Origin of the sequence: Methanosarcina sp., from assembly GCF_035390745.1 — an archaeon.
Classification (GTDB): domain Archaea; phylum Halobacteriota; class Methanosarcinia; order Methanosarcinales; family Methanosarcinaceae; genus Methanosarcina.
The window spans coordinates 64217-83151 of record NZ_DAOOUJ010000004.1 but is presented as its reverse complement, the minus strand read 5'-3'; the positions used below and the strand labels follow the sequence as shown (position 1 = coordinate 83151).

General features: G+C 42.2%; 10 protein-coding genes. 3 read left to right on the top strand and 7 right to left on the bottom strand.

Annotation, left to right across the window (positions count from 1 at the left end; all coding sequences use genetic code 11):
• Positions 1-14: 14 nt before the first annotated feature.
• Together PLL47_RS02375 and PLL47_RS02370 are read right to left on the bottom strand one after the other, a co-directional pair.
• Positions 15-938, bottom strand: coding sequence for a ribose 1,5-bisphosphate isomerase (locus PLL47_RS02375; protein WP_324444370.1), 924 nt, complete (start codon positions 936-938; stop codon positions 15-17).
• A gap of 84 nt (positions 939-1022) precedes the next feature.
• Positions 1023-1811 (bottom strand): helix-turn-helix transcriptional regulator, encoded by a 789-nt coding sequence (locus tag PLL47_RS02370; protein WP_324444368.1) that lies wholly within the window; start codon positions 1809-1811, stop codon positions 1023-1025.
• Positions 1812-3038: 1227 nt separating this feature from the next.
• Between PLL47_RS02370 and PLL47_RS02365 the strand changes: the two genes are divergently transcribed.
• The gene (locus tag PLL47_RS02365; RefSeq protein WP_324444366.1) at positions 3039-3659 is read left to right on the top strand and encodes an FmdE family protein; all 621 of its coding nucleotides are present in this window, start codon (positions 3039-3041) and stop codon (positions 3657-3659) included.
• On the top strand, positions 3652-4071 hold the full coding sequence (tsaA, locus tag PLL47_RS02360) for a tRNA (N6-threonylcarbamoyladenosine(37)-N6)-methyltransferase TrmO (protein ID WP_324444364.1): 420 nt from the start codon (positions 3652-3654) through the stop codon (positions 4069-4071). Before PLL47_RS02365 ends, tsaA begins: the two co-directional genes overlap by 8 nt.
• A gap of 138 nt (positions 4072-4209) precedes the next feature.
• On the opposite strand, the gene PLL47_RS02355 is transcribed toward tsaA, so the two are convergent.
• The 5 genes from PLL47_RS02355 to PLL47_RS02335 form a co-directional block, all read right to left on the bottom strand.
• Entirely contained in the window at positions 4210-8577 is a 4368-nt protein-coding gene (locus tag PLL47_RS02355; protein WP_324444362.1) for a cobaltochelatase subunit CobN, read from the bottom strand.
• Positions 8578-9799: 1222 nt separating this feature from the next.
• Entirely contained in the window at positions 9800-15358 is a 5559-nt protein-coding gene (locus PLL47_RS02350; protein WP_324444360.1) for a cobaltochelatase subunit CobN, read from the bottom strand.
• Between the two features lie 698 nt (positions 15359-16056).
• Positions 16057-16479: a DUF2149 domain-containing protein gene (locus tag PLL47_RS02345; protein ID WP_324444358.1), complete on the bottom strand. Its 423-nt coding sequence runs from the start codon at positions 16477-16479 to the stop codon at positions 16057-16059.
• 32 nt (positions 16480-16511) lie between these two features.
• Positions 16512-17135 (bottom strand): MotA/TolQ/ExbB proton channel family protein, encoded by a 624-nt coding sequence (locus PLL47_RS02340; protein ID WP_324444356.1) that lies wholly within the window; start codon positions 17133-17135, stop codon positions 16512-16514.
• Positions 17132-17824, bottom strand: coding sequence for a DUF2162 domain-containing protein (locus tag PLL47_RS02335; RefSeq protein ID WP_324444354.1), 693 nt, complete (start codon positions 17822-17824; stop codon positions 17132-17134). The genes PLL47_RS02340 and PLL47_RS02335 overlap by 4 nt, the downstream gene beginning before the upstream one ends.
• A gap of 437 nt (positions 17825-18261) precedes the next feature.
• Between PLL47_RS02335 and PLL47_RS02330 the strand changes: the two genes are divergently transcribed.
• A complete protein-coding gene (locus tag PLL47_RS02330) occupies positions 18262-18807 on the top strand; it encodes an ArsR family transcriptional regulator (protein ID WP_324444352.1) in 546 nt (181 codons plus the stop codon).
• Positions 18808-18935: the final 128 nt, after the last annotated feature.

Genomic DNA, 18935 nt, shown 5'->3' with positions numbered 1-18935 from the left:
GGGAAAAAATATCGTTAAATTTCCCCTATCTCCCATCCAAGGTGCTCTTTTATTACGGTATACGCCATAGCTGGCGGGATAATGCCGATATCAGTAACGATCATGTCAATATACTCGGCAGGGGTAAAGTCAAAAGCCGGATTTTTTACCTGCACATGAGGTAAATCTGCAAGGATTGAAGGATCAACAACTTCATCTGCGGATCTTTCTTCGATTTCTATAGGGATTCCCAGAATAGTGCTCGGGCTGAATTTGAAAGTCTCAGCAGCTACCATGAAGCTCTTTCTGGCTTCGTGGGCGGCAAGGGCAAGCTGAGAAGTCCCTATCTTGTTTACGAGAGCGCCGTTTGCCGCAATTGCATCAGCTCCGACTATTACTTTATCCACATCTTTCATATAGTAACGTACAGCAGAGTCCACAATAAGGGTTGTAGGGATGCCAAAACCGTTAAGGTGCCTGACTGTCAACAGACCCTGGCGCCTTGGGCGGCTTTCGGTAGCGATAACCGATATTTTTTTCCCTTCTTCAAAAGCCGTTGTAATTATGGAAAGTGCAGCATGGGAATTGCAGTGGGTCATTATTACATCCCCGTCCTGAACTCTTCGTGACCCTATTTTTCCTATTCTTCCAAGTGCGCGGTCTGCTCTTTCGATAAAGAGATTGGAGTTTGTGATTATCTCCTGCCTGGCTTCCTCTACATTATTAGAAGAGAATCTGGAAGAGAGTTTTACGGCGTTAGGAAGGGATACGGCTGTAGGACGGGTACTGATAAGGTAATCTGAGACTTCCCTGATTCGGGCTGCAAATTCTTCAATTGAATCAGCCTCGAGCCCTGAAGCATAATCCCTGATGGCTTCAGCTGCAGCTTTCGCAATCCTGCCTGCGCCCCGGATTTCCATTGTCCGGATCTTTTCTGCGGTTTCCTGAACATTTTTCATAACATAATTGATAATCAGAGACAGATTTATAGCTATCTTCCGGCAGGTCCAGTTATTTAGGAGATACTGCCGGATTGAAGAAATTCAAATATCTGTTATTTTTTCGGATCTGTCCCTGTAGTAAGCAAAGAGGTCTTCTCCCCACTTACGGGCAAGAGGTTCGAAACACAGAACGTCCCGAGTATGGTCATAAATACCATTTGAAAAAGGAAGGCTTAGAGAGAGAAACTTATCAGTGACAACATGAGAAAATTCTATTTTTTCATTACATACATAGAAGCATGTATTATCGAGACTGAGAAATTCCCTTAAATCCGTCCTGTATTCCCCTTTTATTCGCTCATAAACTGGCGGAGTCACAAGAAGAGAAACTTCCGCCCCATTTTTTGCAAACGAAAGAAAAAGAGACGGATAAAGAGGGAAAAAAATGGAGGAAATACCATTTATCTTTCTCGATATTGTAAGTTTTTCCACAAATTCCCTGTGAGGTTCAAAGAGGCGAGTCCAGTCCGGTGGTTCGGAGAAAGTACAGTTCTCCAGATCTCCAATCCTGCTCCTTAAAGAAGCGGGTAAGCATTCAATTGCATGGCTTGCCCAGAACTCATAGTGAGTTTCAAAAACATTTAATAAACTCGTCACTGCCTGCATTCTCTCAGTTACCGCTATGCCAAGAGGAGACAGAATGTAAGTATCTTCGGTCTTGAATACCAGAGAGTTGTCCCTCAATTTTTTAATCTGCGGAAGAACAGCCACAGCACTGGCATCCAGATATGTTTTTATTTCCTCAATATTTTTGGGGCCCTCTTTTAAAAATAAAAGAAGATCTTTCCTTTTCTCGGAGAGGAAAATGAGTTCAAGAAGCGGGCTGTTCATATCTTCGATGTATAAGTGAAAACTCAATAAGTACCTTTCGTATTTTTAGCGAGTAATTTTTAAAAGCATTAACAATTGGATAAAAAACTTTCACTAATTTGTAGAAGAAAATTTAGATATACAATCAGGTTATATAAGTATAAAGTTAAATAAATATTTTTAATATACAATCAGGAGAGAAAAGTATAGATTTAAACAAATATTACAGAGTAAAAAATCATTAAAATTAAGAATGTAAGATACTATTTTCAAGTCAAAGTAACTTGATTTTGAGGCTGCGAAATAATTTAATGGGAAGTAAATTTTGAGGTCGTATAGGTTATATACCTCAATAACATAAAGAGGAAGTTGACGATTAAGAGTTAAGGGGTTTTTCTCTTAATCGTAGGGGTTGAATCACACAATTGGGAGCCGAATCAGAGGTGGCAAACGGCTCCCAATTATAACACCGGCAATTTTGAAGAGATCTTTTCCGTAAAAACTACCTTATTTTAGAGAGAACTTTAAGAAAATATTTTGATTTAATTTGAATAAGTTCAGACAGTTGAGATCATTCTATAGAATTATGAGAACTTATGAAATAAAGACTTTTTGATTGGAGAAATTGTAGTCTGAAAAACCAGATAAAACCCAATTGATTCAAAAAAATTAAATTGTAGATTTTCAAATCCTGAAATAAATTTTTAGAATTGAAAAAGAAATAAAACCACATAAAACCACAGAGAGGATTTTCAATGAGATTGAAACTTTTGATATCGACAAATAATTTAATATAGAACAAATTTTTGAATATAGGAAAAAAAATAGAAGTATCTATAATTTGAATATTAACCAATATTTCACGTCGTTTATGTTATATAACTAGAAACCGTAAAAAAGTAATAGAGATTGAGAGTTATGGGTTTCCTCTCAGTCTACGGGGTTGGATCATCAGTAGGGACCTGGACAGGAAACAAATGGTCCCTATTATCCTTATTATAGAATAATTTGAGTTCTGAGCTCTTTTTTAAAAATAATTTCTTCATAATTTTCAGACCTTTCCTTATCCAGACTGCACAGTTTCAGCTTCGGATATTTTCGGTAGACAGCATCATAGAGATATTTAATTAAAAGCTTGAATTAATACATAGGATTTTTTTTGTAACATCAATTAAATACAAAATTTATAAATAGTATTCAGAGAATATGAAACGGACTCGTTAAATTCCTCAAAAATATCCGAAAATAATGGAGATAGGAGCTGAAAACCTGGATTTCAATAACGCTGATTTCGATACCGCTGTAAAGTTCCACGGACATGTCTGCCCTGGTCTTTCGATAGGATATAGAGTAGCTACGCTGGCTGCAAATCGTTTCAAAGACAGGAGCGAAGACGAAGAACTTGTTGCAGTTGTGGAAAACCGGTCCTGTGCAGTGGACGCTATTCAGGCAATCAACGGCTGTACATGCGGGAAAGGAAACCTCATTTTTAAGGAAAACGGAAAGCATGTATACACGTTTTTCAAGAGAGGAGACAAAAAAGCCCTGAGAATTTCCCTGAAGCCAGATGCTCTCCCCCAGGACGAAAAACACACCGCACTCTTCGCAAAAATAAGAGCAGGTACTGCAAGCCCGGAAGAAACAAAAGAATTCAGGGCTTCACATGCGGCAAAGAGCCAGAGAATTCTGGATATGCCGGAAGAAGAGCTTTTCAGCATCACTGAAATTGAAGTCGAACCTCCGGAAAAAGCCATAATCTACCCCACAATAATATGCAGCAAATGCGGAGAAGGGTTCATGGAACCTCTGGGAAGAGTAAAAAACGGACAGGTAGTCTGCATCTCCTGCTTTGAGGCAAAAAATGAGTGAAAACGCAGAAAATACTCAAGAAAAAATTGAGTTTACTCCTATAGGCTATGTGGAGAACGATTATCTTGAGCCAAAGTATAATGAAGAAGTTTACCAGAAGGTTTCAAAAATTGTCCTGAGAGAGGACCTGGTAGACGGCCTTTACAGGGTAGAAGAGCTTGAAAAACTGTATATCCTCTTTTACTTCAGCAGATCGGAAGGTTATAAGCTGATTCACCGCCGCCGCTATGACGGAGAGATGTCAGGAGTCTTTGCGAGCAGAAGCCCATACCGCCCTAACGGAATAGGTCTCACCATTGTGGATCTTTTAAAGGTAGAGGGCAACGTGCTCCATGTAAAAGGGCTGGATGCCATCAACGGGACACCTGTACTGGATATCAAGCCATATTTCAAAGAACTTGAAGAAAAGTAAATAGTGGATGAAAAAGAACAGAAAACGGTACAGAAAACGGTACAGAAAAAAAAACAGTGCAGAAAATAGAGAAATCAAAAAATAAAAGTCCTGTTTTCAAATGAAAAGAAAAGGGGATTACCCCCTTCCAAATTTCATTTACATCTTCTTTTTACGGAATCCGAGATAAATTCCACCGACTGCAGCTACCACGAAGAGAATTCCGACCATATCAGAGCCGGAGAAAGAGAGTCCTCCGCTTTCGTCTTCAGTTACAGGACTTTCTTTCTGCATCTCATAGCCTTCCACATAATCGGATTCAGAAGACTGCCGGACATCGGGAACAGGCTCTGAAGAATCCATACCATATCCTGCATCTGAGTCCTGAGAAGTTTGATTGCTGCTCGAATCCCCTGAAGTTGCTGAAGAGGTCTGGTTGCTTTCCTGGGATTCCGAACTTGCTCTGGCTGTCTGGTTGAGTTTTTCAGCAACACTTGTCTGGTGACCTTTGCTGCTGTGGCTGCTGCTTTGAGTTTCCGTCTCAGTTTCCGCCTGAGTTGCAGCTTCCACCTGCTCAGCGTATCCCGGAACAGATACCATTCCGCTTACAAACTCATGAAGCAGTGGATTTCCGCAGGTATGGTGGCAGCATGCAGCCCCGTTCTCAGCTACAGACTCCTCATATTCCGTTGCAAGGCTTTCGAGAACATCTTCCGAGGGTGTCCAGTATCCATGCCTGGAAGCTTCAAGCATCCTGGCAGTTATGGACTGGTAAGCATCCGGATTATTCTGCTGGAACCACTCTTTCATGGAAGGGTCATTGGCATAGGTCTCGTACACCTGCTGCCAGACAGTGTCGTCTACAAGGTCAGGATCACTTACCTCCCAGCCAAAAAGGTTGTCCACAAATTCGGCCATCATGCTGCCGCCTGAATATCCGGAACTCTGCATCCCTTCAATCCATTTGTCATTGAAATATCTGGCCCGCAGATCCTTGCTGAGGTACTCCTGCATTCCAACCATCTGAGCTCCATCAAGGTCACTTGTATCCGAAATATACATATCAGGAGTATTGCCACTGAGATACCTCGTTGCAAGGTTCATGCCGCCGAAGTACTGGAAGAGGTCGTCGTTATCAAGGGAGTCGTACAGGTTTGAAGAGGACGAATGCACCGACGCTTCAACGGTTTTCAGGTTGCCTTCGAGAAGTTCTCTGCACTGTATGCCCCAGAAATCCTCTCCGTAAGCATATCCCATTTTGCTCAGGTAGACGTTTGCAATAGCTTCTTCATTTTCCCATGTCCCGCTTGCACTGACCGCATCTGCAACACCGATATCGTAAGTGCCGTCCATTACCGCAAAGCAGCGCATCGTAGAGAGCTTTGCTGCAGTCTCACTGTCATATCCTGCCTCAACAAGGGTATTATAAAGCGTAGCAGAGCTCTGGTTAACGTAGTTGGGATAGTTTACGGAAGGAAGAGAACTTGCAAGTTTAACAGCATTGTCTACCATTTTGATCTTATCCGGAAAAGCATCCCTCATGCCTGCGGTTGTGTAGACGATATCAATGCGCGGTCTGCCCGGCTTTGAGGTATCATAATTCGGAAGCAGTTCTTCTTCAGGGATAGCTTCAACTCCAGTCACATACCCGTACTCGTCCCAGACAGGCTTTACTCCAAGCAGGTAAAGAATTTCGGCTTCCAGAGTTCCATGGTCAGCAATAAACTCCACCCCGAACCTTGAGAATGAAACTTTTTCAGGATATTCCCCGTGCTCGCTGTAATAGTCCTCAAGCAGCTGGATTGCTAGAGATTTCCCGACTTCCCAGGTCGCCTCTGAAGGATAGAGCTTTGAATTTATGCTGTAATAGTTGCGCCCTGTAGGCACAGCATCAGGATTCATAATCGGATCCAGCCCGGAACCCGGAGAGATGAACCCGCCGTTAAGGGCTGAAAGAATTTCGTCAATTTCCACATCACAGTCAAGAAGCCGGTCCCTGTACACGAGTCCAAGTTCAAGGTCAAGCGTAACAGAACTGTTGGTTTCCCCGTAGACATCAATCTGTGCATCGGAAACGCCTGTATTATTGGTTACGACCTCCCAGACGAGCTGAGTAACTTTTGTGTCATTTAACGGAATTCCGAGAGGATAAGCAGATTCAGGATAGAAGGCGGCAGTGACATTATCTTCAAAGCTTCCTCCAAGCATAGCTCTTACCATTGCAGAGAGCTCATCTTTCTCGGGGTCTGTAGTGTTCGTCCCCGGAACACGGCTGAGAATGTGCATCCCGTATGGGATATTTTCGTTACTTACATCTTCCAGATATTCATGAAGGGTATTTTTGACGAAGTTACCAAATTCTTCTTCGCTGTAATCCTGGAGAGCGGTTACATTCTCGATTCCCAGATCGACACTGAGGTTTAGAGCTGAGATCTCGTCAATTATTGCCTGCCTGTACCCTGCCCTGGTCTGGGCAGTAATGCTTGGGTCGTAGTACTGCTGGACGTCAATTGAGAGGTTAAGCAAGCCTCCGTAAAGCCCGCTGCGTTCAAGAGTAGGAGTCAGGTGGTCGATAATCAGGGCATTTCCTCTGTACTCCGCAGTTATTCCTTCTCCCACGTTGGCAACTATGTAAGGATAGATGTTTGGCAGATCCTGCAGCAGCAGAGGAGACCAGTCAGACGTCCTGTTCATACCGTAGGTAGAACCCGGAAGCCACTCATGCGTGCCGTGGGTTCCCATATGAATAAGCGCATCAGGCTGCCAGTCGTGGTTCAGCCAGAGGTAGAAAGCTATGTACTGGTGTGTAGGTGGTACAACATTGCTGTGGTAAAGGGTGTCATTGTTTTGCCCTGTTCCCCTGGCAGGCTGAGGCATGAGCCAGACATTTCCGAAACGCACCGTAGGAATTACGATATATTTTCCGGTCTCATTCTCATAGATCATAACACTCTTATCCTGAGGCAGATCTTCAGACCAGGGTTCTCCCCATTCAGCTGTCACGTTGGCTCTCAGGTCTTCAGGAATTTCAGATTCAAACCACTCTCTGTAAGTCTCCATGGGTATGAGTTGCAGCCCCCATTCAGTCCTGTTTTCGACCATTTTATTCAAAACTCCGGGAGCCCAGGAACCGACATTGATACCCTGAGCCTGAAGCATTTCCAGAAGGGCACTGTCATTTGCCGGAATTCCGGAAACCTGGTACCCGCTCTCGTTCATAGCGTTGAGAAGGTCAAGCATGCTCTGAGTGACGTTGAGGTAATTTGCGACTATGTTGTCTTTTCCTGATGGGTAGTTGTAATAGATGACAGCTACTTTCTTGTCCTGGTTCTCCTTTAACTTCAGCTCCGCCCAGTTGATCGACCTGTTTGATATCCAGTCAATCTGGGAAGGCAGGGGTTCATAGTTGCTTTCACCGGTTTCTGAGTCGTAATTATCGATTCCTATTACAATGTACTCGAAAATACCGTCAATGCTTGGGAGCAGGGTCTTGTATACAACCTCGCTACTTGGGATGCCCCTGTTGCTGTCAGCTATATCGGTAGAATTAGCAGGATTGTTGACAACCAGTCCCGTGAGGACGGGAACATTAAGGTCTTTGAGCTCCTGTACACCTTTGTCAGGGTCATCGTAATTCAGGCGGAAACTCTTAAGAGAAATCACACACTGGACAAGAGGTTCTCCGTTCTCGTCAAAGTAAAACTTGTGGATATCATTGAAAGTGTCAAAACCTGCAATTACGTTGCAGCCCTTCCCTTCCAGATCGCGGATAAGGGCATCTATGACTTCAAGGTTATCTCCGGTATAATCCGAAGCATGGAACCATATCCCTATGGTTGGCTTGCTCTTATCGTAAATATGCCTTGATTCGGTTTCGCTGGTTGAGTTAGAGTACCACTCAAGATAATCGGTTGTGTTTTCGAACCAGTCGGGCTGAGATTCGTTAGTAAGAGAGCGGGCATCAGGATGGTAAAGCCCGGCGTCCGGAAACTCTATAGGATCCTGATAAGTCCAGTTGGCTGTAAGCTCTGGTTTGTCTCCGTAAGTTTTTGCTAGATAGATAAGGAAGTTTTCAGCATTTTTCTTCAGGACTCCTCTGGAACCCATATTGTAGAAGAATTTCTCTTCAGTAGAATTGTATGGTTCGGTCCCGGAAAAGATCTGATCATAAGATGAAGTGTTAATATATGTCGGGTCCATCACAGACGTAATGTCTATGAGTGCCGTCCCGTTTTCATGAGCACTTTCGAGGTCGTCCCCGATATATTCAAATTGATTCCAGAGCATGTAGGAAAAGATTACATCCTGGTTTTCAAAGGTGACATTGCTAAAATCCGAATACCCCGAAATATATGTTACATTTATACTTGCATTGTATGGATTGGACTGCTCTGCCGCAGCAAGAGCACTTCCGTCATAACAGATAAAAGTAATATTTACCTGATTTTCATCAGCCGATACATTCTGTGCCAGCAGCAAAAGAACCACTGCACATAAAACCAGTAACCTGCTTTGTGCCGTACGCATCTTATCCCCGATAATCCATAATGAGCCAGGAGGCACCCCGGGAGAAAAAGAATCAGGATGCCCAACTCATCAGACTAATTTATTTAAGAGTTTGCAAATTTTCGGAATTTACATTAAAACAGAAGGCGGTTTTTGAAGATTAAACTGGAAACTTTCGATTAACTTTCGATTTATTGCTCTTAATTCAACTCCAGAACTTCTCCAAATAAATGAGCAGCCGATTCTGTTTGGTATCTTCAACACTCGGAGCATTGGGAGAAAAAGATATAAAAGACGGTTTTTGGCTTACAATTGTTAGCTATTCGGGTAAAAACCACACATAAATAAAGAAACGTTTAAAAAAACGATTTAAATGGAAAAAAGGAAGAAAAAAGGACTTAAATGGAAAAAAGGAAGAAAAAAGGACTTAAATGGAAAAAAGGAAGAAAAAAGGACTTAAATGGAAAGAAGAACCATTATTGAGTAGTATTAGACTCTTAGACGAAAAGGCAGTTCGATTTTCAGATTCAAAGACACTAAAATAATCGAATCAAAAGACTTCAGTTAAAACAAACTGATAAACATTTAAAAAAGCTACATATAGGCAGAAAAAGAAAAAGATTTATTAATTTGGACTATTTTGCAAATTTGAATTTTAAGAATCTTCCGATCTCGTATTTCTGGGAAGTTTCCACCAGAATAAAACATTAGATAACATTGTTAACAAGAACAAAACAAAAACCAATAGCATTATAGACTTTTCCTGCATTTTCGATCTCCTGAAAAGGTATTATGAGCCCTGAGTACCCGAAAGAAAACGGAGTGCCTGAAAGAAAATATCCAGAACTTCTGGCTCATCAGAGATAGGGTGTTCAAAAGTTTATTAATGTTAGAAACTTGTAAAGATATGCATTTCTAGTTTAAAAGTTTAATGAAAAACTCTCATTCTGACTTTTAATTAAAGACAATAAACTTCTGAAACCAATGAGCATCCGATGTTGTTTTCGGGATTAAACATCAGAGAATTAGGGGAGAAAATACATAAAAATGCGGTTTTTGGGTAAGAATTATTAGCTATTTAGATAAAGAGATAATATTAGAGATTAACAAATAATTTAAGATTATTAACACACTTTAATTCTAAAAAGGGCACCGATAGAGCGAATTACCAGAGAAACTGGATTCAGGATCAGATAAAAAGAAAAAATACGGCGATCTGGTTACGCCGCATTTCACTGAAGATTTAAAGTTTCTTTTTCCTGAATCCCATATAAATTCCACCGGCTGCTACTATCACGAAAAGAGTTCCCAGTATGTCAGCGCCTGAGAAGGACATTCCACCACTTTCACTTTCCTCGGCAGGCGATTCTTTCTGCATCTCATAACCCTCCACGTAATTGGAATCTGCAGACTGCCGGGCTTCCGGAGCAGGTTCGGGGGAATCCACACCATAACCGGCATCAGAGTTCTGAACAGTCTGGTTGCTTACCGATTCTTCGATGCTGGTTTTAGCAGTCTGGTTGAGTTTTTCAGCAACACTCGTCTGGTGACCATTACTGCTGTGGCTGCTGCTCTCACTGGACTGCTGCGGGGAAGATTCCGTAGCATCCTCCATCAGTTCCTTATATTTTTCTGCGGTCTCCTCATCAACAACACCCGGAACTGACATTACACCCTGAATATATTCATCAAGCAAGGCATTTCCGCAGGTATGGTGGCAGCAGGTGACACCATCTTTAGCTACGGATTCCGCATATTCTTTCACAAGGCTCTGAATCACTTCGTCGGAAGCATCCCAGTAACCTTTTCTTGCAGTTTCAAGCATCCTTGCAGTTATGGACTGGTATTGATAGGGGTTCTCTGTTTTCAGGAACTCATCCAGACCAAGATCATATTTGTCGTTGACGTAGATGTCATATATCTCATTCCAGTCAGAGTCTGTGACCATATCCGGATTCGTCACATCCCATCCCCACAAATATTCAATAGATTTCATCATCTGACGGGCGCCTGCATAGTCACCTTCCATCATTCCGGTAATCCATGCAGGATTGAAGTTACGTGCACGCAGCTCAGTCCTGAAGGCATCCTTCAGTGTCATCATCTGAAGATCATCCGTATTTTCCTGGTTGGCTATATACAATTCAGGTGTCTCTCCAGTGAGCGACCTTACTGTAAGCCCGATAGTTCCTAGATAACCGTAGTACCCGTCACCATCGAGAAGACCAAACAGGTTTGTAGAGTCACTGTGCACAGCAGCATCAATGTCCATAAGGTTCATTGTGAAAACATCTTCGTAACCGTCACCCCACATATCCTGTCCGTAAATATAAGACGACGTTGATATGAAGAGGTCGGCAAGTTTGGATTCGTTTTCCCAAGTATTACTTGCAGCTATTGCATCTTCCATTCCGTTGTCATAGTTCCCGGGTGCTTCACTGAATATCCTTGATCTTGAAAGATAGTGCGCTGTGTTCTCATTGTACCCATTTGCTATGAGTGCATCTTCCATCTTCAGTGAGTTCCACCTGACATAGTTAGTTTCATTGGTCTCATTAAGGTCTGCAACCGTTCGGATAGCCTCGTCGAAAAGTTCCAGTTGATATGGGAACGTATCTCTGTACAGTCCAGAGGAGTGGATCATTACATCGATCCTCGGATGGCTCATCTCTTCCAGCGGTATGACCTCAAAACCGGTAATACGCCCATCATCTCTCACAGGCTTGACCCCAAGCAGAGAATATATCTGTGCTTCCATGAGTCCTCCATGGCGCAGTGTTTCCATAGCCCAGAGGACATACGAGACTTTTTCCGGGTATGTGCCATTATGGTTGTTGTAATAATCCTCTACCAGCTGGTCTGCGAGGGCGGCCCCCATTACCTGGGTTTCCTCATCAGGGAATTTCCTCTGGTCAAAACCATAGAAGTTCCTGCCGGTTGGCAATGCATCAGGATTACGGACAGGATCATTTCCTGGTCCCGGTTCAATATATTCCGAATTTAGCGCCCGCAGGGTCTGGTTTATCTCACGTGCTGACTGACCCAGGTTATCAGCATATTCCAGCCCAAGATTAAGATCAGATGTGATATTGTCATCAGTAATACCGAGAACATCAAGCTGAGCAGTTGAAACGTTTGTCCCATTGAGCAAAGTAGCATTCAAAAGTAACATGGCATCCGAATCGGCTTCATCTTCCCAATCTTCCTCAATTCCGCTATCTTTGGGCAGCACATCATAGATATGGTCTGTGAAATCATCGCCTAACATGGATTTGACCATAGAGACAAGTTTCTCATCTTCCGGTGCAACGCCAAAGATGTGAACACCGTAAGGCATCAGTGTGTCTTTCAGTGTATCGAGATATTCATCTACGGTATCACTTACAAAGTCTTCAAACTCCTCATCAGACATTGATCTGAGCTCGTCTGAAGAGACCCCCAGATCATTTTCCAGTGAGAGATTTGTATAAAGCTCGATCGTACTGTTACGATAAAGTGCTGCCTTTGAGGTATCATTGAGGCTTCTGGCTTCATTATAACTGTGTATCTTGTCTTTCATGGTGGCCAGATCACCATAGATGCCTGCCGCTATTATCGGTGGTGTCAGATGATCTATGATCACAGCATTACCACGGTGTTTAGCCTGGCTACCTTCACCCACATTGTCCATGATATAGGGATATATGATAGGCGTGTCATCCGCACATATCGACGGGTAATCATATCTCCACAGGCCGATTTCTTTTCCAGGCAACCATTCCATTGATCCATGAGTTCCGAAGTGGATGATAGCATCGGCATCATATACTTTGTTGATCCAGAAGTAGGTTGCGAGATACTGGTGAGTTGGTGGTATTGAGGTATTGTGATATATGAGTGATTCATCAGAGAGCTTGGCTTTGGTTGGCTGTGGTATGAAGTTGACATTTCCAAGCTGGACCGTAGGTATCACGAAGTATTTTCCGCTCTCGTTCTCGTATACCATGATATCTCCAGGAGCTTCACCCCATGTTTCTTCAACTTCAGCCCTGACAGATTCAGGTAAGGTGTTATACCACACAAGATACTCCTCAGCCGGCCAGAGAGTTGCCTTGCCAGAGTTTACAACCTTCTCAAGTTCACCAGGAGCCCATGCCCCAACATTCCTGCTCTCGATGAAAAGGTCAATGAACTCACTGCCGTTTGGTATGGTACCGTTGCCTATATTGTAACCTTCTGCTTTCATCTGCTCAAGCAGTAATTTGAAACTGGAACCGATATCAAGATAACTTGCACCAATATTTTCCTTACCACCTTCATGGTTGTAATACAGGATACTGACTTTCTTGTTCTCGTTGCTGGCCCTTCCAAGTTCTGCCCATCCGATTGCACGATCACACAAAAATTCAACCTGAGACATGATAGGTTGGTAATACGTCTGGTTGAGATTCTCCGGATTTGGCACACTTCCGCTTATCCAGATGAAATCAGTGCAGCCATCAATTTCAGGTTGTGTAACCATAGCAGGAATGCTCATCAGATTTGTTCCTTGAGTGCTGTTGTTGAATTCCTCCGGTGTTGTGTATGGGTCCTGTATTCCTTTCAGTATAGGAACATTGTATTTCTGAAGATATTCCACACCCTTATCAGGATCATCATAGTTAAGATAGAAAGCCTTTAAATGAATTATGGCATCTACGAGTACTTCACCGTCCTTTGTGAAATAGTCAACATCATCAGTACATACCTTATCGGTAGTGTAGATAACATTACATCCTTTTGATTCAAGATATCTGATTATGGCATTGTCAGTGGTGAGATAGATAGGCTCTTTTTGAATTTCGTAGTTCACAATGCCGATAGTGGGAGCATCAGGGTCATAGACATGGCCTCCGTCTGTTCTGTTTGCATACCACTCCAGATATTCTGTGCTGCTATTGAAAACCTCCGGCAAAGCATCCGGATGATAGATCCCATCGTCAGGAATTGATGGAGCCTCCACAGGTGAATACTCGATATAGACATTATCAAGTTCTGCTCCCATATAACGGACCAGATTCTCCATGTTTGCGTCTCCATCGTTAGCAAGATATTCAACCATTACATTATGAGGAGGATTGGACGTGTCTATAGTGCTTATCCCGTATGCATCTTCACTGCTTCCTAGGCTGATCTGTGTACCACTGTTCTTTGCATCGGACAATACATTCATCAACGAGGAGATATCACCAGAGCCGATCATATACAATACTATAAAGTCCTGGTCTGAAGCATTATTGAGGTTTGAAACAGCACTGCTACCATTCATGAGGTTTATGTTGAAACGGTCAGTGATCACTTTTCTCTGAGAAATGACATTGCTTAGATGATATGCATTTGAGTCCGCACCAATAATGAAGGTCATGTTCACTTTTTCCTGCGTAATCACTGGCTCAGGGATATCTTCTCCGCTCCATGATCCAGAGAACTTCTGACCCATAAATTTGAGCATGCTTTCCATATTCGTATCGCCGCCCTGCACCCAGTATCGTTCTATGTCCGTGTATTCATCAGAATACAGGTCAACGTTGGGGAAGGTGACATTGGATGAGAGGTTGTAACCTATGACCTTTGAGCCTCCTGCTTTGGCAGAATTTATACTCGAATCCCAGCCAGATACCACAGATTCGTCCTGTGACTCGATGAAGATCACTCCATACCTGGAGAAATCGAAGCCTTCAGGTACAGGATTGTCATGTGTGAATATGGTTATGTTCAGTTTGGATGAAACGTTTGCATTTGAAGCTGCATTACTTAAGGCAAGTTTATTGAAATCCGTACCCAGGACAAATAAGAACTCATTATTGCCCACATTTGTGTCGTTGTCCGTACTCTGGATATTCAGGTCATCTTTTACAAGGTATATTAGCAGGTTCTCTGCATTCTCAAGACCTTCACCTTCAGTACTCATGTTGTTTAAATAGTTGCATATGGTGTCGTTATCACTGCCATCGGAAATGTAATCAAAATAATCAGGAGGAGTGCCCATTGTCCTCAGGGTGTAAAGTTCCGTACCCCTGTTATGGGCATTTATCAGAGTCTCGTTTATTACCGGATCAGCTAGAATTGTGCTTCCGATATAATCACAGAAAATAACATCCTGAGTTTCCAAAAAGCCAGTTTCAGCTGCTTGCAGGAGCTCGTCACTTATTCCTTTGGAAGTGGCATTATAATAATTGATGAAGGTGTACCCAATGAGATCTCTATAATCATTGGTCTCACTTGCCTTCTCAAGAGCTTCATTGGGAGTGTAGCTGATGTAAGTTATTTTGTTTTTAACTGCGAGATAAAGAAGCAGATTTTCCGCATTTTCAAGACCATTGCCATCAGTACCCATGTTGTTGAGATAGTTACAGATGGGGTCGTTAGCACTGCCATCGGAAATGTAATCAAAATAATCAGGAGGAGTGCCCATTGTCCTCAGGGTATACAGTTCCGTACCCTTATTATGTGCTCTTATCAGGGTCTCATTTATTACCGGATCACCCAGAATTGTGCTTCCAATATAATCACAGAAAATGACATCCTGAGTTTCCAAAAAACCAGATTCAGCTGCTTGAAGAAGCTCATCACTTATCCCATTTGAAGTGGCATTATAGTAATTGATGAAGGTGTACTTGATGAGATCGCTATGAGCATTTGTCTCACTTGCCTTCTCAAGGGCTTCATTGGGAGCGTAGCTGATGTAAGTTATATTTGTTATTTGTTCCTCTGCCAGCACGCCTGGCGTAAACACCAGGAAGAGCAATGCGCTCAGGAACAGCAAATGGATAATTTTATTCATGTTATCCCTCAGCTAATTTGCCAGGAGTCCTGGAGCCTTATAGAAGAAAAATTATAGCTATTTACCTTTTTTTCAGCAGTCAATACATGCTGTGCTAGCAGTAAAAGAACCACTGCACGTGAAACCAATAACCTACTTCGTGACGTGTACATCTTATCCCCAGACAATATCATGAACCCGGTACCCAGAGGAAAATAGTCAGGATGTCGGGTTCGAGATATAATTTTAATTTTGAAATTGCCTCATTTCGGAACTTGCATAAAAACAGCCGTCAAGTTTTGGAAATGAAATTGGAAGTTCTCGGTTCTGACTTTTAGTTCAATTCCAGAACTTTCTCAAATAAATGAGCAGCCGATTGTGTTTGATAGATTCAACATTCGGAGCATTGGTGGAAAAATATATAAAAAACGGTTTTTGGCTTAGAATTGTTAGCTATTTGGGTAAAAAGGCAAGAATAGAGAATTTTTACTTATTTTAGGAAGAAGAATGTACTTTTATTTAAAAAAAGACAAAAATAAGCTGAATTTCAGAAAAAAGATCTGAAATGAGGGAAAAAAGGAAAAAATACGGCGATCTGGTTACGCCGCATTTCACTGAAGATTTAAAGTTTCTTTTTCCGGAATCCCATAAAATTCTACCAATACAGGCCACAAAAACTTAACTTGCACAAGTTGTGGAAAAAAATAATTTGAGGCAGATTAAGTCGAAACAGACCTGGTAGAAGAGGATGCCTCAGTTGAAGCAGATGTACCCGCAGATGTGCTATTACCCTCAGAATCTTCAGGCACGTAAATAACCCTGCCGTCAGCAAGCTTATAAGCCGTGCCCAGAGCTTCTCCTGTGCCTCCGCCTATACTGTCAGTCATGTTCAGGACTTCTATGGGTTTCCCTTCTTCCTTGACGATTATCTTCATATCCTCAGCTCCAGGATTTTTTACAATTGTAATATCCTCGCTGGAGCTCAGAAGTTCGGGGAGATGGTATGACATCACAAGGGCTACGAGCAGGGCTACAGAAAAGACCATTGCAACATCAAAAACATTGGCAACAGTGACCATGGGGCTTTGCTCATCCTCGGCATGTAAAAGCCCTGTACGCCTGAACCTTCTGGTTTTTCGCATAATTATTCCTCCTGATTAAAAGATACCAGGCTTCAGCTCTTTTCCTCAATTGTGTCCAGAATGTAATCGATGTCGGACATGTCCTCCCAGTACCAGCGCCTTCTGACCTGCGTAAGTATGTAACCTATTCCGGCTGCAAAAAGCCCTACAACAGTTGTTGCAAATGCGATCATAAGGTTTTTTGCAAGGGTTTCGAGATCTCCTGACGAAAGTCCAATAAGAGCAGGACCTAATGGAATCAGAGTTCCCATAAGACCAAGCATAGGGCCAATAGTAGAGGTTATCTTTGTATGTTCAAGGCGCTTTGCCATCTTGATTTCATATTCCTGCGAAAGCCTCTCAATTGCAGGAAGGTGCTGCTCTTTCAAATATTTGGAAGCGTCTCTTGCAAAGGAAGTGACCATGTAATTTTGCTTAATATTCTCAAGGGCTCTTGAAGCTTCCGTAAAATCCGAGTTTCTGAGGTCATGCTCGAGTTTTTTGCAGTTAGTTTCAAGGTTATTCCAGTCCCTGTGCCTTTTTGTGTATTCGGAGAGGAACTCCCCCAGCTGAATAAGGGAGAGGAATACAAGCAGGGTGAGGAGAAACATCACCGGGATCAGTAAAGCAGTTGAGAAGACATTCATCAAGCTGGATAACAAATCCATCATACTCACAGGTCATGCCTCCTTATACGATCCAGCAAAAAGCCTGCAAGGACGATGACCCCAAAAGCCATCAGAGGCACGATTCCTGTCTCTCCTCCACCGGTAGAAACAAGGTTCATCTGTTTTGTTTTCATGTAAGCAGGGATTAGCAGAGCTCCCAGAAGATAATATATTCCGATAAGCATCATGGCGCTTCCCATAGTTTCGGGGGTCTTTCCCAGCCGGGTCTTTCCAAACCTGAAAAGAAAAGAAGAAGCTACAACTGCAATAAAAAAAGCAATTCCTACAAGGAGCCCTATTTTTAGCCCGGAAAAGTTGAGGCTTTTTGAGAGCAGCATACAGGATACTGCAAGAGCTCCAAGGCAGACCGGGCAGGGCATGGATATAGCCAGAAAAGTGTGCCTGGAAACATCTTTTCCTGAATTCCACTTTTTCTGGGTGTAAATACCAGCTCCTATGAGGAGCAGGGAGACAAGAACATGGATTCCCATGCCCATTGAAGAAAGGCGCTCAAAGGCGTCCATGCTTAAGCGGTCAGCGATGCTTCCGAATATAAGGGCAAGGAAAAAGTAACTGCCGGCAATCGTAAGAATTTCTCGCGTAGTAATATTTGAAAATCCACAGCCTAATCCAGTTTTAATTCCGAAGATAAGGATACCTATCATAATTCCAATAACAGTTAACGTCGCAGAGTCCATAGTACCTTCTGAGCATCTATGGTAGGATTAAATAAAAACTGGTTTTTGGGTAATGTTTGTTATCTTTTTGGATAACAAGTGCAAAGAAAGCTGTTTTTAGATGAAAAGTTTAACTTCTGACTTTCAACGAGAAGAGAAGAAGAAATAATTATAAAAGTAAAGGGACAGGCATCGAAGCTCATAAAAATAAGACCAGTTTTAAAAAAAGACCAGACAGGACCAATAGCAAAAGAACAACAGAATTTAAGAATAAATATGCAAATTTCTTCACTGTTAACTAGTTACTAAATTAGAGAGAACGAAACCAGAAAAATAATAACTAAAGCAAATTTGCTAGAAGAATAAATAAAAAGATTATTAGTAGAAAGAATGATATACTTTACTTGAGTTAGAATGGGCAATAATTATAAGTATTTGAGGTAAAATAGAGGATCATCATGGTAGTAAGTGTTATGAGGGATTCAGGAATTAACGGAGGTAGAGAAAACCTCTTCAAAGCGATTTCAAGTGATACACGCCTTTCAATCCTTGAGAGCCTGAGTGAAGGAGATAAGCATATCTCAGGTCTTGCAAGGGAAATAGGGATCTCTGTGCCTGTAGCTGCGAAACATGTGAAAGTCCTGGAAAAAGCCGAACTTATAGAAAGGAAAAAGTTTGGAAATACCCACATGATAGGAATAAAACTGAGCAATGTCTATTCTTTCCTTGACCGTTTTGCAGAAAACAGACATATTGAGGTAGAAGAAGGCACGAATTTACTTGAAGCCCTGAAAAGTGTAGCTGCTGTTGAGGTAAAGAAAATGGGAGACAGGGTAAAAGTCGTATCTACGGATGGAGAAGAGGGTTTTTATGTATATGAAGTGGACGGCAAATTTTCGGATAAAACTGTAGACGAGTACGAGTTTCACGAAGATTCGGTTGTTGAGTGGAAGAAACTGATTCCTGTCACGAAAAAGAGGCTATTTGTAAATATAAGAAGGTAAATCAATCCTGATTGGACCAGGTTTCAATAAATAATCCCGCTAAATAATCCCGGTGAGAGTCTCCTCTGCAGTGCCTCTACTAAAGTACTTCACTACCAGTTAAAATTCCTGCCCGGACAGACCACAGA

Excerpts from the sequence above, each read along its gene's own strand:
- PLL47_RS02375 (WP_324444370.1), bottom strand. The coding sequence starts at position 938 with ATGAAAAATGTTCAGGAAACCGCAGAAAAGATCCGGACAATGGAAATC.
- PLL47_RS02370 (WP_324444368.1), bottom strand. The coding sequence starts at position 1,811 with ATGAACAGCCCGCTTCTTGAACTCATTTTCCTCTCCGAGAAAAGGAAA.
- PLL47_RS02365 (WP_324444366.1), top strand. The coding sequence starts at position 3,039 with ATGGAGATAGGAGCTGAAAACCTGGATTTCAATAACGCTGATTTCGAT.
- tsaA (WP_324444364.1), top strand. The coding sequence starts at position 3,652 with ATGAGTGAAAACGCAGAAAATACTCAAGAAAAAATTGAGTTTACTCCT.
- PLL47_RS02355 (WP_324444362.1), bottom strand. The coding sequence starts at position 8,577 with ATGCGTACGGCACAAAGCAGGTTACTGGTTTTATGTGCAGTGGTTCTT.
- PLL47_RS02350 (WP_324444360.1), bottom strand. The coding sequence starts at position 15,358 with ATGAATAAAATTATCCATTTGCTGTTCCTGAGCGCATTGCTCTTCCTG.
- PLL47_RS02345 (WP_324444358.1), bottom strand. The coding sequence starts at position 16,479 with ATGCGAAAAACCAGAAGGTTCAGGCGTACAGGGCTTTTACATGCCGAG.
- PLL47_RS02335 (WP_324444354.1), bottom strand. The coding sequence starts at position 17,824 with ATGGACTCTGCGACGTTAACTGTTATTGGAATTATGATAGGTATCCTT.
- PLL47_RS02330 (WP_324444352.1), top strand. The coding sequence starts at position 18,262 with ATGGTAGTAAGTGTTATGAGGGATTCAGGAATTAACGGAGGTAGAGAA.